This window comes from Methylibium sp., assembly GCF_031393925.1.
GTDB lineage: Bacteria > Pseudomonadota > Gammaproteobacteria > Burkholderiales > Burkholderiaceae_C > Methylibium.
On the sequence record NZ_JANMWL010000063.1, the window covers coordinates 13,312 to 30,652 of the forward strand.

The 17,341-nt window shown below is 69.9% G+C and carries 10 protein-coding genes and 1 tRNA gene; 3 read left to right on the forward strand and 8 right to left on the reverse strand.

The window, feature by feature from the left end; all coding sequences use genetic code 11:
• Positions 1–65: 65 nt before the first annotated feature.
• The 6 genes from clpX to RMO12_RS04230 all read right to left on the reverse strand — a co-directional run bounded on the left by clpX (position 66) and on the right by RMO12_RS04230 (position 8,011).
• Positions 66–1,337, reverse strand: coding sequence for an ATP-dependent Clp protease ATP-binding subunit ClpX (gene clpX, locus RMO12_RS04205; protein WP_309638321.1), 1,272 nt, complete (start codon positions 1,335–1,337; stop codon positions 66–68).
• Positions 1,338–1,483: 146 nt separating this feature from the next.
• A complete protein-coding gene (gene clpP, locus RMO12_RS04210) occupies positions 1,484–2,092 on the reverse strand; it encodes an ATP-dependent Clp endopeptidase proteolytic subunit ClpP (RefSeq protein WP_309624723.1) in 609 nt (202 codons plus the stop codon).
• Positions 2,093–2,206: 114 nt separating this feature from the next.
• Positions 2,207–3,511, reverse strand: a complete 1,305-nt coding sequence (gene tig / locus RMO12_RS04215; RefSeq protein WP_309638322.1) for a trigger factor — start codon at positions 3,509–3,511, stop codon at positions 2,207–2,209.
• A 37-nt stretch (positions 3,512–3,548) separates the two neighbouring features.
• Positions 3,549–3,635 (reverse strand) — tRNA-Leu (locus RMO12_RS04220).
• 89 nt (positions 3,636–3,724) lie between these two features.
• The gene (locus RMO12_RS04225; protein WP_309624721.1) at positions 3,725–6,871 is read right to left on the reverse strand and encodes an efflux RND transporter permease subunit; all 3,147 of its coding nucleotides are present in this window, start codon (positions 6,869–6,871) and stop codon (positions 3,725–3,727) included.
• A 15-nt stretch (positions 6,872–6,886) separates the two neighbouring features.
• Positions 6,887–8,011: an efflux RND transporter periplasmic adaptor subunit gene (locus RMO12_RS04230; protein ID WP_309638323.1), complete on the reverse strand. Its 1,125-nt coding sequence runs from the start codon at positions 8,009–8,011 to the stop codon at positions 6,887–6,889.
• A 248-nt stretch (positions 8,012–8,259) separates the two neighbouring features.
• On the opposite strand from RMO12_RS04230, the gene hpnC reads away from it, so the two are divergent.
• Genes hpnC through hpnE form a run of 3 tightly spaced genes read left to right on the forward strand, consistent with a single transcriptional unit; the run spans position 8,260 to position 11,356 of the window.
• Entirely contained in the window at positions 8,260–9,108 is an 849-nt protein-coding gene (gene hpnC / locus RMO12_RS04235) for a squalene synthase HpnC (RefSeq protein ID WP_309624719.1), read from the forward strand.
• The gene (hpnD, locus tag RMO12_RS04240; protein WP_309624718.1) at positions 9,105–9,968 is read left to right on the forward strand and encodes a presqualene diphosphate synthase HpnD; all 864 of its coding nucleotides are present in this window, start codon (positions 9,105–9,107) and stop codon (positions 9,966–9,968) included. The genes hpnC and hpnD overlap by 4 nt, the downstream gene beginning before the upstream one ends.
• Positions 9,941–11,356 carry a hydroxysqualene dehydroxylase HpnE gene (gene hpnE, locus RMO12_RS04245; RefSeq protein WP_309638324.1) on the forward strand — a complete coding sequence of 472 codons (1,416 nt, stop codon included), beginning with the start codon at positions 9,941–9,943 and terminating at the stop codon, positions 11,354–11,356. The genes hpnD and hpnE overlap by 28 nt, the downstream gene beginning before the upstream one ends.
• Before the next feature lie 91 nt (positions 11,357–11,447).
• Here the strand turns inward: hpnE and RMO12_RS04250 are convergent, their stop codons facing one another.
• Positions 11,448–14,741 carry a UvrD-helicase domain-containing protein gene (locus RMO12_RS04250; RefSeq protein WP_309638325.1) on the reverse strand — a complete coding sequence of 1,098 codons (3,294 nt, stop codon included), beginning with the start codon at positions 14,739–14,741 and terminating at the stop codon, positions 11,448–11,450.
• Positions 14,738–17,341, reverse strand: a 2,604-nt coding sequence (locus RMO12_RS04255; protein WP_309638326.1) for a PD-(D/E)XK nuclease family protein, incomplete at its 5' end; no start/stop codon positions are given. The genes RMO12_RS04250 and RMO12_RS04255, both read right to left, overlap by 4 nt.

A 17,341-nucleotide genomic window follows, 5' to 3' on the forward strand; every position in this document is an offset into this window, starting at 1 on the left:
TTGCAAGAAGGGGCCGGCAAGCGCGCCCGGCCACGGTCAGGACAGGAAGCTGGCGGGTGGTGTTTTCAGGCGCTGGCCTTTTGCTCGCGGTAGACAAGCAGCGGCTTGACGTTCTCGTCGATGGTGTGTTCGTCGAGCACCACCTTCTGCACGCCGTCGAGCGTGGGCAACTCGAACATCGTGTCCATGAGCGACTGCTCCATGATCGAGCGCAGGCCGCGCGCGCCGGTCTTGCGGGCCAGCGCCTTCTTGGCAATGGCCACCAGCGCGGAGGGCCGAATCTCGAGGTCGACGCCGTCCATCGCGAACAGCCGCTGGTACTGTTTGACCAGCGCGTTCTTGGGTTCGGTGAGGATCTGCACCATCGCGTCTTCGCTCAGCTCGCCCAGCGTGGCGACCACCGGCAGGCGGCCGACCAGTTCGGGAATCAGGCCGAACTTGATCAGGTCTTCGGGCTCGACCTCGCGGAACACCTCGCTGACCTTGCGTTCGCTCTTGCTCTTCACATTGGCGCCGAAGCCAATGCCTGACTTCTCGGAGCGGTTCTGGATTACCTTCTCGAGCCCGTCGAAAGCGCCGCCGCAGATGAACAGGATGTTGGTCGTGTCGATCTGAAGAAAGTCCTGGTTCGGGTGCTTGCGCCCGCCTTGCGGCGGCACGCTGGCCATCGTGCCTTCGACCAGCTTGAGCAGCGCCTGCTGCACGCCTTCACCCGACACGTCGCGCGTGATGGAGGGGTTGTCGGCCTTGCGAGATATCTTGTCGATCTCGTCGATGTAGACGATGCCGCGCTGCGCCCGCTCGACTTCGTAATTGCAGTTCTGCAGCAGCTTCTGGATGATGTTTTCGACGTCCTCGCCGACGTAGCCGGCTTCGGTGAGCGTCGTCGCGTCGGCAATCACGAACGGCACGTTGAGCACGCGCGCCAGCGTCTGTGCCAGGAGCGTCTTGCCCGAGCCAGTCGGTCCGATCAGCAGGATGTTGCTCTTGGAGAGCTCGACCTCTTCTTTCTTGCCCGCCCCGGCCATGTGCTTGAGCCGTTTGTAATGGTTGTAGACGGCCACTGCGAGCGTTCGCTTGGCCGGTTCCTGGCCGATCACGTACTGGTCCAGACTCGCCTTGATCTCGCCGGGCACGGGCAGGTCGCTCTTGGTGACCTTTGCGTCGCTGCCTTCGGCCGGTACTTCATCGCGGATGATGTCGTTGCACAGCTCGATGCACTCGTCGCAGATGAACACCGAGGGGCCAGCGATGAGTTTCTTGACCTCATGCTGGCTCTTGCCGCAGAAAGAGCAATACAGCACTTTTTCGCTGGAGGAGCCTTTTTTCTCGGGCATGGGAAGGGGCCGTCAGGGGGTACTGACGGCCATCATAAGTCAAACAAAAGGGGGGTCTTTCCAGTGGAAAAGACCCTTGGTCCGCCACGTCGGCGTGGCCGCGAAGCGACCGGACGAATGCCGAGCGCGAAGCGGCCGAACGAGGCTCAGGCGCGCTTGTCGAGCACCTTGTCGATCAGGCCGTAGTCCATGGCTTCGGGCGAGGACATGAAGTAATCGCGCTCGGAGTCGAGCTTGATCTTCTCGAGCGGCTGTCCGGTGCGTTCGGCGAGCAGTTTGTTCAGGCTTTCGCGCAGCTTCAAGATTTCGCGTGCCTGGATCTCGATGTCGGTGGCCTGGCCCTGGGCGCCGCCCGAGGGCTGGTGAATCATGATGCGTGAGTTGGGCAACGCAAAGCGCTTGCCTTTCGCGCCGGCCGCCAGCAAGAAAGCGCCCATGCTCGCGGCCATGCCCATGCACAGCGTTGACACGTCGGGCTTGATGAATTGCATGGTGTCGAACACCGACAGGCCCGCACTCACCGAGCCGCCCGGTGAATTGATGTAGAGCGAGATGTCCTTGTCGGGGTTCTCGCTTTCCAGGAACAGCAGCTGTGCCACCACCAGATTGGCGGTCTGGTCGTTGACCGGGCCGACCAGAAAAATCACCCGCTCGCGCAGCAAGCGCGAGTAGATGTCGTAGGCGCGCTCGCCGCGGCCCGACTGTTCGATCACGATGGGCACCATGCCCAGGTTCTGAGTTTCAAGCGCGCTCATGGCACTCCTTGGATGACGACTCGCCCATAGATGCGGATCGATTATGTGGCGTCAAGAGCAGGCGGACGGAGACCCGCGGCGGCACGGCCGGAAAGTGTGACGAACGAGGTTGCCTCAGACCATGAGTTCGTCGAAAGCCAGCGACTTGTCGCTCACCTTGGCCTTGCCGAGCACGAAGTCGGTGACGTTGTTTTCGATCACCACCGCCTCGACTTCCGCCATTCGCTGCTGGTCACCGAAGTACCAACGCTTGACCTCTTCGGGCTTCTCGTAACTTTGCGCCATCTCCTCGATGTGCGCAGTGATCTGCTCGGCCTTGGCCTGCAGTTGGTTGGAGCGCACCAACTCGGCCACCACCAGGCCCAGGCGTACGCGCTTCTCGGCCTGCGCCTGGAACAGCTCGGCCGGGATCGGCGCCTTGTCGGCGTCCTTGATGCCGCGCTGCTTCAGCTCGGCGCGCGCATTGGCGACCAGGCGGTCGATTTCGTTTTGCACCAACGCCTTGGGCAAGTCCAACTCGGCCGTCGCCACCAGCGCGTCCATCACCGCCGCCTTGTTGCGCGCGATGACTCGGAACTTCACTTCTCGCTCGAGGTTCTTCTTGATGTCGGCGCGAAGACCTTCCACGGTGGCGTCATTGATCCCGAGCGACTTGGCGAAGGCCTCGTTGACCTCGGGCAAATGCTGCGCCTCGACCTTCTTCAGGGTCACCATGAAGTCGGCTTCCTTGCCCGCCACGTCCTTGCCTTGGTAGTCCTCTGGAAACTGCAGCGGGAAGGTCTTGGACTCGCCGCTCTTCATGCCGCGCAGCGCCTTCTCGAAGGCCTCGAGCATGCGGCCTTCACCGAGCATGAACTGAAAGGCTTCCGCCTTGCCGCCGTCGAAGGGCACGCCGTCGATCTTGCCTTCGAAGTCGATCGTCACACGGTCCTCGTCGGCAGCGCCTTCGGCGGCCGCACGCTGCGCGAAAGTGCGGCGCTGCTTGCGCAGGATGCCGAGCGTCTTGTCGATGGCGGCCTCGGTCACCTCGGTGGAGACGCGCTCGACCTCGGCGGCAGACAGGTCGCCGAGCTTGACCTCGGGGTAGATCTCGAAGGTGGCGTCGAAGGCGATCTCGCCCTCGGGCGCGCCTTCCCTCTCGGCGATGCGCGGCATGCCGGCCACGCGCACTTGCGCCTCGTTGGCGGCCTTGTTGAAGGCTTCGCCGACTTTGTCGTTCATGACTTCGTACTGCACCGACGAGCCGTAGCGCTGGGCCACCACGCTCATCGGCACCTTGCCGGGGCGAAAGCCGTCGGCCTTGACCGTCCTGGCGAGGCGCCGCAGGCGCGATTCGATTTCGATTCGGATCGTGTCGGCCGACAGCAGGAGGGTGATGCGGCGCTCGAGCTTCTCGAGGGTTTCGACGGTGACAGCCATGATCGGTGCTCTCTCAAACGAACAGTTGTATTGCGTGTGGTGCGCGGGGCGGGACTCGAACCCGCACACCCTTGCAGGCGTCAGGACCTAAACCTGGTGCGTCTACCAATTTCGCCACCCGCGCAAGGGAACGGATCCACGAGCCCGCCGGCCCCCGGACCAGGAACGGCCGCACCACTGGCGCGGCCGACGCGATTCGGTCAGCCGGCGAGTTTAGCCGGCCGCGACGGCGCGGGCCTCGTCGCCTGGGCGCTTGACTCGAAACCAGGCCGCATACATGGCCGGCAGTGCGAGCAGCGTGAGTGCCGTGGCGACGACCAGGCCCCCCATGATGGCCACTGCCATCGGCCCCCAGAACACGCTGCGCGACAGCGGGATCATCGCCAGCACCGCGGCCGCGGCGGTCAGCACGATCGGCCTGAAGCGGCGCACGGCCGACTCGACGATCGCCGTCCAGGTGGCTACGCCCGCGGCGCGATCCTGCTCGATCTGGTCGATCAGGATCACCGAGTTGCGCATGATCATGCCGATCAGCGCGATCACGCCGAGCAGCGCGACGAAGCCGAACGGGCGGCCCAGCAGCAGCAGCGCGCCGGCCACGCCGGCAATGCCCAACGGACCGGTCAGGAACACCAGCACCGCGCGGCTCACGCTGTGCAGTTGCAGCATCAGCAAGGTGAACATGATGAACAGCATGAGCGGCGCGCCGGCTGCGATCGAACCCTGGCCCTTGTTGCTTTCTTCCACCGCGCCGGCCAGCGCGATGGTGTAGCCGGGCGGCATGCGCTGGGCCAGCGCCTGCAACTGCGGCCACACCTGCATGCTCACGGTGGCGCCCTGAAGACCCTCGGCCACGTCGCCCTGCACGGTGACGGCGTAATGGCGACCTTCGCGCCACAGCACGCCGGGCTCCCAGCCGAAGCCGACCCTGGCAATCTGGGTCAGCGGAATCGAGCGGCCTGCGTTCGTGGGCACGTAGGCGTTGCCGATGTCGGTGAGCGCGTTGCGCTCATCGGCGGGTAGGCGCAGCACGATGTCGATCAGCCGGTCGCCCTCGCGGTATTGGCCGATAGACGTTCCCGAAAGTATGGTGCGCGAAGCCTGCGCCAGGCCCGCGCTGGTGACGCCCAGAGCGCGCGCCTTGTCCTGGTCGACCTCGAGCCGCAGTGCCAAGACCTGCTCGTTCCAGTTGTCGTTGACGCCGCGCATGTCGGGGTTGGCGCGCAGGATGGCCTTGGCTTCGTCGGCCCACCGGCGAACAGTCTTCACGTCGCTGCCAGCCACGCGGAACTGCACCGGGTAAGGCACCGGCGGACCGTTGGGCAGCAGTTTGGCGCGCCCGCGCACCTCCGGGAATTCTTCGGCCAGCAGCGCCGGCAGGCGCTGGCTCAGGGCTTCGCGCGTGGACAGATCCTTGGGCACGACGATGGCCTGCGTGACGTTGGTATGCGGGAACACCTGGTCGAGCGGCAGGTAGAAGCGCGGCACGCCCGAGCCCACCCAGGAAGTGACCGAGACGATACCCGGCTCGGCGAGTAGCCGCGCCTCGAAGCGCTTGGCAAGCGCCTCGCTCGACTCGAAGGCCGAGCCCTCGGGCAGCCACAGGTCGACCAATATCTCCAGGCGGCTCGAATCGGGAAAGAACTGCTGCTGCACATTGGCCATGCCGGCGATGCCGAGCGCAAAGCTCGCCACGGTCGCGCCGATGGTGAGCCAGCGGTGCGCCACGCACCAGTCCACCAGCGCGCGAAAGCGCACGTAGAACGGCGTGTCGAACAGCTCGTGCGGTTGGCCCGGATCGGCGTGCGGCTTGACTGCGAGCAGCAGCGTGCCGAGATAAGGCACGAAATAGACCGACACCAGCCAAGAAATCAACAGCGCCGCAGTCGTGACCGCGAAGATGGCGAAGGTGTATTCACCCACCGTCGAGCGGGCGATGCCGATCGGCAGGAAGCCGGCCGCGGTGATGAGCGTGCCGGTGAGCATCGGCATGGCGGTGATCTCGTAGGCGAAGGTCGCGGCACGCGCCTTGTCGTAGCCCTCCTCGAGCTTTCTGACCATCATCTCGACGGCGATGATGGCGTCGTCGACCAGCAGGCCGAGCGCGATGATCAAGGCGCCGAGCGAAATCTTGTGCAGGCCCACGCCCCAATAGAACATAGCGACGAAGGTGATCGCGAGCACCAGCGGAATCGTGACCGCGACCACCAGCCCGGGCCGCATGTCCAGGCGCAGCGGCTTGGTGTGCAGGCCCAGGGCCACGAAGCTGACCGCGAGCACGACGACGACCGCCTCGGCAAGCACGCGCACGAACTCGCCGACCGAGCGTGACACGGCGCCCGGCTGGTCCTGGATCAGGCCGAGTTCGACGCCCACCGGCAGCTCGGCCTGGAACTGCGCCGACGCGAGACCAAGGTTCTTGCCCAGCGCGATGACGTCGCCGCCACGCACCATGGAAATGCCCAGCGCGATGACGGGCTTGCCCTGGTGGCGCACCTTCACGCTGGGCGGGTCGGCATAGGCTCGCTTGATGTCGGCCACGTCGCCCAGACGCAGTGTGCTGGCGGCCCCCGTGGTCGGGTTGATGGCACGGATGGCGAAGGCGCGCAGCTCGTCGATGGTGTTGAACTGCCCGCCGATGCGCACCTGCAGCGTCTGCCCGGCCGCCGTCAGCGTGCCGGCGCCTTCCACCGCGTTTTGCGCGGCAAGCTGTGCGAGCACCTCACTGAAATCCAGGCCGAGCTGTGCGAGGCGCTGCTGCGAAATCTCGACGAACACCTTTTCGGCCTGCACGCCGAACAGCTCGACCTTGGCCACGTCGGGCACGCTCAGCAATCGCGAGCGCAGCATCTCGGCGTGGCGACGCAGTTCCTCGTCGGTGAAACCATCGGCCGACAGCGCATAGATGGAGCCGTAGACATCGCCGAACTCGTCGTTGAAGTACGGCCCCTGCACGCCCGCCGGCAAGGTGCCGCGCATGTCACCGATCTTCTTGCGCGCCTGGTACCAGACGTTGGCAACTTCCTTGGGCGCCGACGAGTCCGCGATCTGGAAGATCGTCACCGACTCGCCCGGCTTGGTGTAGCTGCTGATCTTGTCGGCATACGGCACCTCCTGCAGCGTGCGCTCGATCTTGTCTGTGACCTGCTCGGCGATCTGCTGCGCGGTGGCGCCCGGCCAGAACACCTGCACCACCATGGCGCGAAAGGTGAACGGCGGGTCTTCGTCCTGGCCGAGTTGAAAATAGGCCGCGAAGCCCAGCACCATGAGCACCACCATCAGGTAGCGCGTGAGCGCCGGGTGCTCGAGCGCCCAGCGCGAGAGGTTGAAGTTCCTGGACGGTTCGCGCTGCACGGCCATGGCCTTGGCCCCGCTTCAGCGCGACACGGCCGCCGAGGCCGCGGGTTCGACGTAGCGCCGCACCTTCTGTCCTGCCGTCAACACATGCACGCCGGCCGCGACGACCTCCTGCCCCGGCGCCAGCCCGGCGGCGATCAACACCATGTTTCCCTCGGCGCCCGCGACCTGCACCGGCTGCGCTTTCACGGTCATGGTGACCGCATCGAGCAGCCACACCGAGGTCTCGCCGCCGACTTCGAGCAAGGCCGCGAGCGGCAGCTTGATCACGCCTTCGGACTTGGGGCCGTCGATCAGCACCGTGGCGGTCTGGCCCAGCGTGGCCGGCGCGCGGCCGACGTCGGCCTTGGCGAGAAAAGTCCGGGTGGTGGCGTCGGACGCCGCCGCGATCTCGCGCAGCGTGGCCGGCAAGGTCGCAGTTGCGCCCCACAGCCGCACGCGCAGCGCGTCGGGCCGACCTTCGAGCCCGCGCAGCAGCGCCAGCTTGTCCTCGGGCACCGAGAACACCACGTCGCGCGGACCGTCGCGCGCCAGCCGGATGACCGGCGCACCGGCCGCAACGACCTGTCCCGGCTCGGCCTCCACGCCGGTGACGACACCGGCCGCGTCGGCCACGAGCGTGGCGTAGGCGGCCTGATTGCCCTGCACCGAGGCCTGCGCACGCGCCTGCTCGAACGTGGCGCTCGCGGCCGCGAGCGTGGTCGCGCGCCGCTCCAGTTCGGCCGCACTGATGAAGCCCTGCGCGAGCAGTTCCCGGTAGCGCTTGAAGTCGGCCTCTGCGAGCGCATGGCTGGCGCGCGCGGAGGCGAGCGCAGCGCTCGCACTGACCTGGCCGAGCCGCAGATCCTGCGGGTCGAGCTGGGCCAGCGCCTGTCCGGCCTTGACCTGATCACCCAGGCCGGCGTCGCGCCGCACGATCTTGCCGCCGATGCGAAAGCCCAGGCGCGACTCGATGCGCGCGCGCACCTCGGCGGCGTATTCGTAAGCGGCACCGGCAGCGTCGGGCGCCACCGTCAAGGTGCGCACGGCACGCACTGGTTCGGGCGCGGGTGCAGGCCGCGAGCAGCCGACGGCGACGAAAGCGAAAGCGATAGCAAGCGCGATCGACGGGCCGACGCGCGAGCGAAACATCGGCAAACTCATGAGGCACCGTTAATGACTGACCGGTCAGTAATATAAGCGGCGGTCGGAAGCGGTGTCAATCGATGCGCGTGGAGAATCGCTGGCCGCTCGAGCCCATGCCCGTGAAAGTCGCCCACGAACGCAGCGGGGCGCCCCCGAAGGCGAGGCTCGCGCGTGGCGGGGGGCGCGCTCGGCGCGGAGCTGCATCCATGAGTCCGAACGGCCGCCCGAAGGGCCAATACCTGCGCACGCAGCACGAAGGTACTCTGATGAGCGTCGAACACTACGAGAACTTCCCGGTCGCCTCCTGGCTGTGCCCGCCGGCCCTGCGCCCTGCCGTGCGCGCGATCTACGGCTTTGCGCGCACCGCCGACGACATTGCCGACGAGGGTCAGGCGAGCGCCGCGGAGCGCCTGGCCGAGCTGGCCGACTACCGCGCAGCGCTGCATGCGGTGGCCGCCGGCGCACCGGCCTCGCCACGCTGGCCCGCGGTCTTTGGCCCCTTGGCCGCTGCGCTGCGCACGCACCGCCTGCCCCTGCCGCTGCTCGAAGCGCTGCTCGACGCCTTTGCGCAAGACGTGGTGAAGAGCCGCTATGCGAGCCGCGCCGAGCTGCTCGACTACTGCCGCCGTTCGGCCAATCCGGTCGGGCGGCTGCTGCTGCACCTCTACGGCGTCACCGACGCGCTCGCGCTCGCGCAGTCGGATGCGATCTGCAGCGCGCTGCAGCTCATCAACTTCTGGCAGGACTTGAGCATGGACGTGCCGCGCGGGCGGCTCTACCTGCCGGCCGACGATTGCGCGGCCCATGGCGTGAGCGAGTCCGCCTTGCTCGCCGGGCACGACAACGCCGCCACGCGCGCGCTGGTGAAGGCGCAGTGCGACTGGGCCCGCAGGCTGATGCAAGCAGGCGCGCCGCTCGTCCACCGCGTGCCGGGGCGCGCCGGCTGGGAGCTGCGCGGCGTGGTGCAAGGCGGCCACTGCATCCTCGACAAGATCGCCGCCCTCGACCACGCCAGCCTGCGCGAGCGACCCCGATTGCACGCCTTCGACCTGCTGCCGATCACTTGGCGCGCGCTCGGCATGCGCGGCGCCGTGGACAATCGCGCCTCGCCATGACGCCGCAACAGTACGTGCAGGACAAGGCCGCCGCGAGCGGCTCGAGCTTCTATTACGCCTTCCTGTTCCTGCCGCCGTCGCGGCGCGCCGCGATCACCGCGTTCTACGCGTTTTGCCGCGAGATCGACGACGTGGTCGACGAGGTTTCGGACGCGGGCGTGGCCGCCACCAAGCTTGCCTGGTGGCGCACCGAAGTGGCCGCGGCTTTCGCCGGCCAGCCGCACCACCCCGTCATGCAGGCGCTGATGCCGCACGTGACCGCGTACGGCATCAGCGCCGAGCATCTGTCGCAGGTGATCGACGGCTGCGCGATGGACCTGACGCAGACCCGCTACCTGGACTTCGCGGCGCTCGAGCGCTATTGCCACCTGGTGGCCGGCGTGGTCGGCGAAGTGGCGGCCAGCATCTTCGGCGCCGAGCCGGGCCGCCCGCTGCCCGAGGCGACGCGCCGTTATGCGCACACGCTGGGGCTCGCGTTCCAGCTCACCAACATCATCCGCGACGTGGGCGACGACGCGCGGCGCGGGCGCATCTACCTGCCCCTCAGCGAGCTGCAGCGCACGGGCGTCAAGGCGCACGAGCTGCTCGTGCGCGAGCCGCCGTGGGGCTACAGCGAGCGCTTCGCCGCGCTGATGGCGTTGCAGGCCGAGCGCGCGCACCGGCTGTATGACGAGGCTTTTGCGCTGCTGCCGCCCGGCGAGCGGCGCTCCCAACGGCCCGGCTTGATGATGGCGGAGATCTACCGCAGCCTGCTGCGCGAGATCGAGGCCGATGGCTTCCAGGTGCTGCACCAGCGTGTGAGCCTCACGCCATTGCGCAAGCTCTGGCTCGCATGGAAGACCAACTGGCGCGAGCGATGAAGCGGGCGGTGCCCGGTGGGTCGGCCCACACCGGCCCCGGCCCGACCGCGAAGCATTCGCCCCTCGCCGTGGCGGTGGTGGGCGGCGGCTGGGCGGGCCTGGCCGCCGCCGTCGAGGCCACGTCACGCGGTCATGCGGTCACGCTGTTCGAGATGGCACCCAGCCTCGGCGGCCGCGCGCGCCGCCTGCCGGGCGAGCAACACGAGCTGCCGCTCGACAACGGCCAACACATCCTGATCGGCGCCTACCGCGAGACGCTGCGCCTGATGGCGCTGGTGGGCGTCGATGAGACCGCGGTGCTGCGCCGCATGCCGCTCCAGCTGGTCGACGCTGCGGGTCGCGGCCTCGCCTTGCCGCACGGCGCGGCGCTGCCGGCTTTCGTGCGCGGCGTGCTCGGCGCGCGCGGCTGGACGATCAGTGAGCGCCTGGCGCTGCTCGCGGCGGCCACCGGCTGGATGCTGCGCGGCTTTCGCTGCGACCCGGCGCAAAGCGTCGCGCAACTCAGCGCCGCGTTGCCGGTAGCCGTGCGCCGAAGCCTCATCGAGCCGCTGTGCGTGGCGGCCCTGAACACGCCGGCCGAGCAGGCGAGCGCCGAGGTCTTCTTGCGCGTGCTGCGCGACGCGCTGTTCGCCGGCCGCGGTGCTTCGGACCTGCTGCTGCCGCGGGTCGATCTCTCGGCACTGTGGCCGGACGCGGCCGCCCGCTGGCTGCGCGAGCGCGGCGCCTTCCTGCATACCGCGCGCCGCGTCGACCGCGTCGAGCCGCGCGGCGCGCAGTGGCAGGTGGATGCCGAGTGCTTCGACCGCGTGATCCTTGCGTGCAGCGCGCTCGAAGCCGCACGCCTGACCGAGCCGCATGCGCCCGTGTGGGCACGCACCGCGCGCGCGCTGCGCCACGAGCCGATCGTGACGGTGTTGCTGCGCGCCGCCGGTGCGCGACTGCCGGCGCCATTGCTGGCACTGGACAGCAGCGATTCGGCTCCCGCGCAATACGTCTTCGACCTCGGCCAGCTGCGCGATCCGGCGCACGAGCCCGGCGCCGCCGGCACGCTCGCGTTCGTGATCAGTGGTGCGGCCCGCGCGGTCGAGCGTGGCCTTGACCACACCGCGCGCGCCGTCCAGGCGCAAGCGATCGCGCAGCTCGGCGCCCTGCTGCCCGGCGCACCCGTGCTGCTGCGCAGCGTGAGCGAAAAGCGCGCCACCTTCCTGTGTACGCCCGGCCTGGTGCGCCCCTCGGCCCTCGTCAGCGCCGATCACCCAGGCCTGCACGCCGCGGGCGACTACATCGACGGCCCTTACCCCGCCACGCTCGAAGGCGCCGTGCAGAGCGGCGTGGCCGCCGCGCGAGCGCTGAGTCTCTGGCGAGCCAAGGCTTCGCGCGCTGCATAGCCCGGTAGTCGCCGCACGTGCGCTGAATCTCCGTAGCGTGAGCGCACGTCAGCCGCGATGACCGTGGTCGCCGTGCCTGCGCTGAGTCTCTTCAGAGCACCACCACCTCGCCACGGCCAGTGATGAAAGCCGCATGCACCGTCTCGCCGGGCTGCAGCGCCCGCACCGCATCGCGATAGCCGGCCAACTGCGCGCGATAGGCCGCCACCGACTGCGGCGTGTGCTGCAGCTTGTAGTCGAGCACCCACCACGCGCGAGCGTTGCCCTCGCCTTCGCGCAGCGCCACCAGGCGGTCGATGCGCAGCGCTTCGCCCTGCCAGGCGATGGGCACTTCGTTGCCCGACCACAGCATGCCCTGCGGCTCGAAGAAGCGCCGGCAATCGCTGCTGCCCAGCACGGCCGAGGCGAAGTCGACCACGCGCGGCACCGCAGCCGCGGGCAGCATGAATTCGGCCGCCGCCGCGCTCGCCGCCGCGGCGAGTGCGTCGGGCGCCGGCAGCCACTCGAGCACGCGGTGGACGGCGCGGCCCAGGCGCGTTGCCTCGGTCTCGTCGCAGAACGACGGCGTCGGTGCGCGCGAGTCCACACCCTGGCTCGCTGACAAGCTTGGCGCGTGCGGCAACTGCGGCAACTGCGCCAGGTCAACGCCGGGCACGACCGCGGGCTCGCGCGCAGCAGGGTCGTCGAGCGCGGCGGCTTGGATCGGCAGCGCACCCGCATCGGCGAGCCGCTGCCAAGTCGTGAGCCCGGCGCCGCCGTGGAATGGCGCGGTGGCACTGAAGACGAGCAGCTCGCGCGAGCGCGTCATCGCCACGTAGAGCGCATTCAATTCCTCGCGCTCGCGACCCGCGGCCTCGGCCTCGAGCAGCGGGCGCAGCGAGGGCGGGCAGCGCGACTCGCTGGCAAGGAAGGCGCAGCAGCGCGGATGCGCGGCATCGGCCGGCCAGTCGATCAGCAGGCTGGCGTGCTCGGCGCGCGGCGCCTCGGGCGCGCTGTCGATCACGAACACCGCACGCGCCTCCAGGCCCTTGGCGCCGTGGATGGTCAGCAGCTGCACCGCGTCGCCACCGGCCAGCGGCGGCAGCGGCACGCGCCGCCGCCTGAGCGCGCGCACAAAGCTGTAGGGCGTGGCGTAGCGCGCGCCGTCCAGCAACAGCGACTGCGCCAGCAGCGCGTCGATGGCCGCCAGCGCCGCGGCCACGTCGCTGGGTGGCACCACGGCGGCATAGCGCTCCCGCACCGCGCCTTCGGCCACGATGCGGTCGAGCAGGTCTTGCGGCGGCAATTGCGCTGCGGCGACGGCCCAGCGCCGCAGCAAGGCGCGCGCCCGCTCGAGTGCGGCACTGCCGGCGCCGGCGCCTTGCTCCAGTACCCCCGACCATGAGCTGCCGGCGACGCGCGCGGCCAGCGCGAGCGTTACCAGGTCGTCGTCGCTGGCGCCGAACACCGGGCTCTTGAGTGCATGTGCGAGCGACAGGTCGTGGGCCGGCGAGGCCAGCACGTCGAGCAGCGCCACCAGGTCGCGCACCTCGGCGGCATCCATCAGGCTGCGCTGTTCGGGCGCGGCGTGCGCAATGCCGCACTCGTGCAAGGCCTGCGCCACGAAAGCAAGCGGCGCGCGCTTGCGGCACAGCACCTGGATGTCACGCGGGCGCCAGCCCTCGGTGCGCAGCAGCCGCTCGATCCGACCGGCCACCCAGCGTGCCTCGATCAGGCGCAGCGCCTCCTCGGCCTCGACGCGCGGCGTCGCCAGGCTGTCGCGCCAGTGGCTCGCGGTCTCGGCCGCCGCCTTGGCCGGCCGCGCCACCACCGGCAGCAGCACCACGGCGCCCGGCGGGTCGGCCACGTCGGTGGTGTGCGGGCGGAAGTCGGCGAACCGGCCTTCGCGCTGCGCGTGCTCGAACACCGCGTTGAGCGTTGCCAGCACGGCCGGCGCATTGCGGCGGGTGTGGTCGCAGGCCAGGTGCAGGCCGTCGAGCCCCGTCACGACGAAGTCGCGCGCCTCGGTGAACACGCGCGGGTCGGCGCGACGAAAGCGGTAGATGCTCTGCTTGGGGTCGCCGACGATGAACAGCGTCAGCGGCTGCTGCCCGCTGGCGCCGCCGCCCGCGCCCGCATAACCGGCGAGCCAGGAGACGATCGTGCGCCACTGCAGCGGGCTGGTGTCCTGAAATTCGTCGATCAGCAAATGGCGCACGCGCGCGTCCAAGCGCTGCTGCATCCAGCCGGCGGCCTCGCTGTTGCCCAGCAACTGTTCGGCGCAGGTTTCCAGGTCGGCCATGTCGGCCAGGCCGCGCTCGCGCTTCACGTCGCGGTAGGCCGTCAGCAGCCGACGCGCCAGGCGCACCAGCCGCTTGTGCAGCGCGTGTGCTTCGTCCTGGTCGTGGGCGTCGCGCACGCACACCAGCAACTCGCAAGCCTCGGGGAGGCCCGGCACGTCGATCTGCTTGCGCGGCTCGCCGGCCTTGGTGAACAGCGCCTGCCAGGCGGCATCGAAGCAGGCGCGTGGATCGGGCGCGTCGCCCGCGAGCCAGACCAGCGCCTGCTCCAGCGCACTGCCGGCGTCGCGCGCCTTCTTGCCGGCCGCGCCGCCGAGCGCGCGCGCCAGTGCGGTGAGCATGGCGCGCGATCCGGCTTGCGCCAGCAGCATCGCCGGCTGCGACCCATCGGCCCAGCCCGGCCACAGCGCAGCCGCGCTGGGGACGCTTGTTTCCAGCACGCCCGCCGCGTCGGCACGTTCGATTTCAACGCGCTGGTCGAGCGCGGCCTCCAGCCACTGCTGCGTGACATGCCGGCCCTCGGCCTGTACGAGCCGGGCAAAGTCGTCGCGCAGCGCCGCATCGTCGGCCACTGCCGCCAGGAAGCGTCGCCAGTACAGCGGCTGCAGCTCGCTGCGGTCTTCCAGCAGCTCGACGTCGCTCGCCAGGCCCAGCGGTTCGAGCAGCGCGGCCGGCGCGGCGCGCAGCAGCTGGCTGAACCAGCCGTGAAAGGTGCGGATCTCCACCGCACGACCGCCGGCCAGCACACGCTCGTACAGGCCCTGCAGGGCGGGCGCCAGGGCGCGCGCCTCCTCGGCGCTGCAGCCGCGCTCGCGCAGCGCGGCCTCGCGCCCGGCGTCGTCTTGCAGCGCAAAGTCGCGCAGCAAGCCATGCAAGCGCGCGCGCATCTCGCCGGCCGCCTTGCGCGTGAAGGTGATCGCCAGGATTTCCTGCGGCGCGCTGCCGGCGAGCAGCGCCCGCACGATGCGCGACACCAGCATCCAGGTCTTGCCGGCCCCGGCACAGGCTTCGACGACGACACTGCGTCGCGGATCGCAGGCGCTACGGTAGAACTCTGCGGGCGTCACCAGTGCGCCGTCGGTGCGGTAGGCGAGTTCGCGGCTCACGATGGCGCTGCCCAGTGGTCGCGCCGGCACAGGCCGCGCGAGCGGCAATAGGTGCAGGCGCTGCCTTCGCCGAGTGCGGGCAGCGCAGCGCCGGCGTGAAGCCGCGAAAAGTCGGCGGCAATGCCGCCCACAAGGTGCGCAGCATTCGTCACTGCGTCGGCATGCGTCAACAAGCTGACGCCCTCGCGACCGTCGAGCGCAAGGTAGGCCGCTTGCAGCCCGCCGGGCGGCATGCCTTGCGCATTGGCGAGCAGCGCCGCATAGAACGCCAATTGCGTGTCTTCGAGCGGCTGGCGCATGCGCTCGCGCAGGCCGGCACTGCCGCTGCTCTTGTAGTCGAGAATGCGCAGTGCCGGGCCACGCTCGGTGCGAATCGTGTCGACGCGATCGAGCCGGCCCGCGAGCCGCAGCCCGAGCACTGCCAGCGCGGGCGGATCGGCGCGCAAAGGCAGTTCGGTGTCGCGCACCGCGGCGCCGCGTGCCTCCTCGCCGTAGAGCCATTGCAGATAGCGCGGAGCGAGTTGCTCGAACCACACCGCATAGGGCAGGAAATCGGCGTCGTCGCGGGCGAGTGCCGTCTGCTGCTCACGCGCAATGGCGCTCAGCAGCGCCGCGTCGTCGGCGGGTTGCGCTGGGTTGCGACGCGCATGAAAGTCGTGCAGTACGGCATGCAACCAGCTGCCGTAGTCGCGTTTCTCCAAGGTGTCGTCGAGCTCCTCCGCCTCGCCGAGCGCCAGCATGCTTTCGGCAAAGAAGCGGTAGGGGCAGGCGCGCAGGGCTTCGTAGGCGGTGGCATTCAAGCTGGCCGGCACGAGCCCAGGCGCCACCGGCAGCGGCCGCGGCAGGGCGCAGCCCTCGATGCGCTGCGTGAGTCGGGCATCCGGCGCGTTGGCGAGCGGCCGGCCCGCGCGCAGGGCCAGCAGCTGCAGCCGCTGCACCAGCGGGCTCGGCTGCAAGGGCTCGGCGCCGTCGCGTTCACGATAGAGCAAGGTCAGCCGCGGCGTGCGCAGCAGTTGCGTGAACGCGCGCCGCTCGGCCTCGCGCCGCTCGACCGCGGTGGGCAGGCCGAGCGCACCGGCGAGCGCATCGCCAAGCAGGGGCTGCGGCGGCGGGCTGGCGCCCAGGTGCAACTCGTCGGCGCCCGGGCACACAATCGCGGCGAACGGCCGCAACACGGCGCGCGCGAGCGGCGTGATCACCACCGCGGGCACGTCGTTGCCGACCAGCGGCGGCTCGAAGGCCACCTGCTCCAGCACACCATCGACCCAGGCGCGAAAACCGCTGGCATCGAATCGGCTCGCTGCCGCTTGCCGGGCCCAGGCGCCCGACGCGCCGACGTCACGACAGCGCAGCGCCTCCAGCACCTGAGCGCCTGCCGCATCGCAGATCAACGCGTCCCATACCCCGGCGTGTCGCAAGGCAGCGCACAGGCGCACGAGCCAGTCGGCCAGCGGCGCGCGACGCGCGCCGCTGGCCGGTCGCACGAGATCGACGATAGACTGCCACTGCTGCCACAGGCCGAGCGCGGAGCCCGCGAGCTGCGCTGCGTCGACCTGCCGCAACGCGCTCACCGCGTGTTTGCGCCAGCCGGCCTCGAGCGCATCGAGCCCCGGCCACGCTCGCGGCGATGACTTGAGCCAATCGAGCAGCTCATCGGTGGTGGCACGCGGGTGCGCGGCGCGCAGCAGGCCGGCCACGGTGGCCGCGGCGCGCGTGGTCGAGAGCTTCCAGCCGGTTTCGTCGGCCACGTTAAGCGGCTGGCGTTCGAGCAGCGCGCGAACTCGGCGCAGCAACACGCGGTCGAGCGCGACCAACGCGACCGGCCGCTCGCCACGCGCCAGGTGCGCCAGCACTTGTGCGGCGCTGCGCTGCGCTTCGTGCTCGAAATCGCTGCAGGCGGCGAGCTGCGCACCGTCGCGCGCCGCGAACGAACCGGCCTCGCGCGCATCGCCGTCCAGCCACAGCACCGGCACGTCGGCATGGCCGAGCAGCGCCTCCACCAGCGCGTCGGTGGCGCCGGCACGCAGCGCCACCCAGCCCGCAGGGCGCTGGGCGTGCAGCGCATCCGCCACCGTTTCATCGGCGGTGAGCGACCATTCGAGCGCGAGCCGCGCCAGCGCACGCTCCTGCGCGCCCGGCCCCATCACCGCCCCGAGCGCGGAGCGCGCCGCTTCGAGCCAGTCGGCCCGCCGCGCGGGCGGCAGAGCGAGCCGAGCGCGTGCCAGCGCTTGTGCAATCTCGACCACTTGCGAGACGGCGCGCTCGAACGAGCGCGCATCGCGCCGCGGCCAATCGGCGGCTTGCTCGGCCAGCAGTTCGGTGCAGCGCAGCCGGTCGGCCACACCGTCGAAAGACAGGGCGCCGGGAGCAAGCGGCGGTGCGGGCAGGAGAGCGCGGGCCAGCGTGTCAGTGGTCTCCAGGCGTGGCAGCCACGCGGTTGCGGGCCCTTGCGCCAGCCACGCCGCGCGCGCCAGCGGCAGGTGCTGCGCGAACGGCAGCAGCACGATCAGGTCGCGCGACTCGACGCCTCGCTCGTGCGAAAACGCCCGCACCGCACGGGCCACCTGTTGCCAGCATTGCGGCACGTCGAGCCCGGGGGC

Coding starts and splice junctions, on each gene's coding strand:
- clpX (WP_309638321.1), bottom strand. CDS start 1,337: ATGCCCGAGAAAAAAGGCTCCTCCAGCGAAAAAGTGCTGTATTGCTCT.
- clpP (WP_309624723.1), bottom strand. CDS start 2,092: ATGAGCGCGCTTGAAACTCAGAACCTGGGCATGGTGCCCATCGTGATC.
- tig (WP_309638322.1), bottom strand. CDS start 3,511: ATGGCTGTCACCGTCGAAACCCTCGAGAAGCTCGAGCGCCGCATCACC.
- RMO12_RS04225 (WP_309624721.1), bottom strand. CDS start 6,871: ATGGCCGTGCAGCGCGAACCGTCCAGGAACTTCAACCTCTCGCGCTGG.
- RMO12_RS04230 (WP_309638323.1), bottom strand. CDS start 8,011: ATGAGTTTGCCGATGTTTCGCTCGCGCGTCGGCCCGTCGATCGCGCTT.
- hpnC (WP_309624719.1), top strand. CDS start 8,260: ATGAGCGTCGAACACTACGAGAACTTCCCGGTCGCCTCCTGGCTGTGC.
- hpnD (WP_309624718.1), top strand. CDS start 9,105: ATGACGCCGCAACAGTACGTGCAGGACAAGGCCGCCGCGAGCGGCTCG.
- hpnE (WP_309638324.1), top strand. CDS start 9,941: ATGGAAGACCAACTGGCGCGAGCGATGAAGCGGGCGGTGCCCGGTGGG.